Genomic DNA, 2,234 nt, shown 5'->3' on the forward strand with positions numbered 1-2,234 from the left:
GCGGATAGCGGGCGCACAGGGCTTCGGCGAGCGCCCGCTCGACCGGTGTCGCGGTGTCGGCCAGGGTGAGTGCCCGCCGCGCGGCATCGTGGGCGGTGACCACGGTGGACGCGAGTTCGTCGGCGTCGAAGAACTCCCAGGGCTTGTTGTAGTTGGGGCCCAACGCGAACGCCAGGCCCCAATGCGCCAGTGCGCACTGCGGATCCGCGTGCAGGGCCCGCCGGAAACAGACCGCGGCTTCCTCGTGGTTGAAGGCATAGGTCCAGATCAGGCCCCGGTCGAACCACAGCCGGGCGTCGGGTGACGAGGTCGTGACCGGCCTCGAATATCCGCCGAGATCGAAGTAGTCCGTACTCATTCCATGATCGTGCCATCCGCCGGAATTAAGGTGGCGGGTATGACGAGCAACCCGTTGCTGGAACGCAGCACGCTGCCCTACGAACTGCCGACGTTCGCGGAGATCGGCGAAGAGCACTATCTGCCCGCGTTCGAACGGGGGATGGCGGAGCAGCTGGCCGAGGTCGCCGCGGTGACCGCCCAGGATGAGGCCCCGAGTTTCGCGAATACGATTGCGGCGCTGGAGCGTTCGGGTGCGATCCTGACGCGGGTCTCGCAGGTGTTCCACAACATCGTGTCCTCGGACACCAATGAGCGCCTCGAGGCGATCGATGCGGAGGTCTCGCCGCGGCTGGCCGCGCACGCGGATGCCATCCACCTGGATCCGGTGCTGTTCGGTCGCATCGACACGCTGCACGAGCGCCGCGCCGAACTCGGGTTGGACGCCGAGCAGACGCGGCTGCTGGAGCGCTACCACCTGCGCTTCGTGCGGGCCGGTGCGCGGCTGGATGCCGCGCAGCAAGCTCGACTGCGCGAAATCAACGCGGAAATCGCTACGGCGTCAACGGAATTCGGTCAGAGTCTGCTGGCCGCCACCAACGCGTCCACCCTGATTCTCGACAGCGTGGAGGAGCTCGACGGGCTCACCCCGGCGGCGGTGGCCGCCGCGGCGGAGAACGCCCGCACGCTCGGACACCCCGGCAAATGGGCGCTGAGTTTGCAGAACGTCTCCAATCAGCCCGTCCTGGCCGCACTGGCGGACCGGTCGGTTCGGGAACGGATGATGGCGGCGTCTCTCGGTCGCGGCTTCGGTCCGAACGGCAATGCCGTGCTGGGAGCCCGCATGACGGCCCTGCGCGCCGAACGGGCGGAGCTGCTGGGCTATTCGGATCACGCCTCCTACGCGGTCGCCGATCAGACCGCGAAAACCGCTGCGGCGGTAGAGGACATGCTCGCCCGCCTGGTACCGCCCGCGGTCGCCAATGCCGAACGGGAGGCGGGTGAACTCACCGCCGCCCTGCGCGCCGCCGACCCGGACGCCGAACTGCGTTCCTGGGACTGGCAGTTCTGGTCGGAAAAGCTTCGCGCCGAACAGTTCTCGGTGGACAGCGAGGTGCTGCGGCCCTACCTCGAACTGGAGCGGGTGCTGTGGGACGGCGTATTCCACGCGGCCGGACTGGTGTACGGGCTCACCTTCCGGGAACGCACGGACCTGACCGGCTACCACCCGGAGGTCCGCGTGTTCGAGGTGTTCGACGCCGACGGTGGTGCGCTGGGCCTGTTCCTCGGCGACTTCTTCAAGCGCCCGTCCAAACGTGGTGGCGCGTGGATGAATTCGCTGGTTCGCCAGTCGAACCTGCTGGGGCAGCGGCCCGTCGTGGTCAACAACCTCAATATCGTGAAACCGGCCGAGGGGGAACCGGCCCTGCTGACCTGGGAAAATGTCCGCACCCTCTTCCACGAGTTCGGGCATGCCCTGCACGGATTGTTCTCGGATGTCGAGTATCCGTTCTTCGCCGGCACCGCGGTGCCGCGCGACTTCGTGGAATTCCCGTCGCAGGTGAACGAGATGTGGATGGCGCGGCCGGAAGTGCTGGCGAACTACGCCCGCCACATCGACACCGGCGAGCCGATGCCCGCCGAGCTGGTCGAGCGCATGATCGAGGCGGAACGTTTCGGCGAGGGATTCCGCACCGTCGAATATCTGGCCGCGGCACTGCTGGACTGGGCCTGGCATCGCCGCACCCGCGCCGACGCTGACGCGGACACCGATCCCGAGGCGTTCGAGGACGAAGCCCTGCGCCAGGCCCATCGTGGTACGACGCGTTCTCCTACGCCTGCGCAGTCACCGTCTCCGTATCGCTGATCTATCTGGCCGCGCGAGCGTGGTCTTTCAC

Annotated in this window: 1 protein-coding gene and 1 pseudogene; one reads left to right on the forward strand and one right to left on the reverse strand. The window is 67.5% G+C overall.

The window, feature by feature from the left end; all coding sequences use genetic code 11:
* Window positions 1-358 (reverse strand): annotated as a pseudogene (locus ACWELQ_RS44165) (hypothetical protein); the annotation flags it as partial.
* A gap of 39 nt (window positions 359-397) precedes the next feature.
* On the opposite strand from ACWELQ_RS44165, the gene ACWELQ_RS44170 reads away from it, so the two are divergent.
* Window positions 398-2,203, forward strand: coding sequence for a M3 family metallopeptidase (locus tag ACWELQ_RS44170; RefSeq protein WP_452402927.1), 1,806 nt, complete (start codon window positions 398-400; stop codon window positions 2,201-2,203).
* Window positions 2,204-2,234 lie beyond the last annotated feature (31 nt).

The organism is Nocardia sp. NPDC004722 (genome assembly GCF_053601505.1).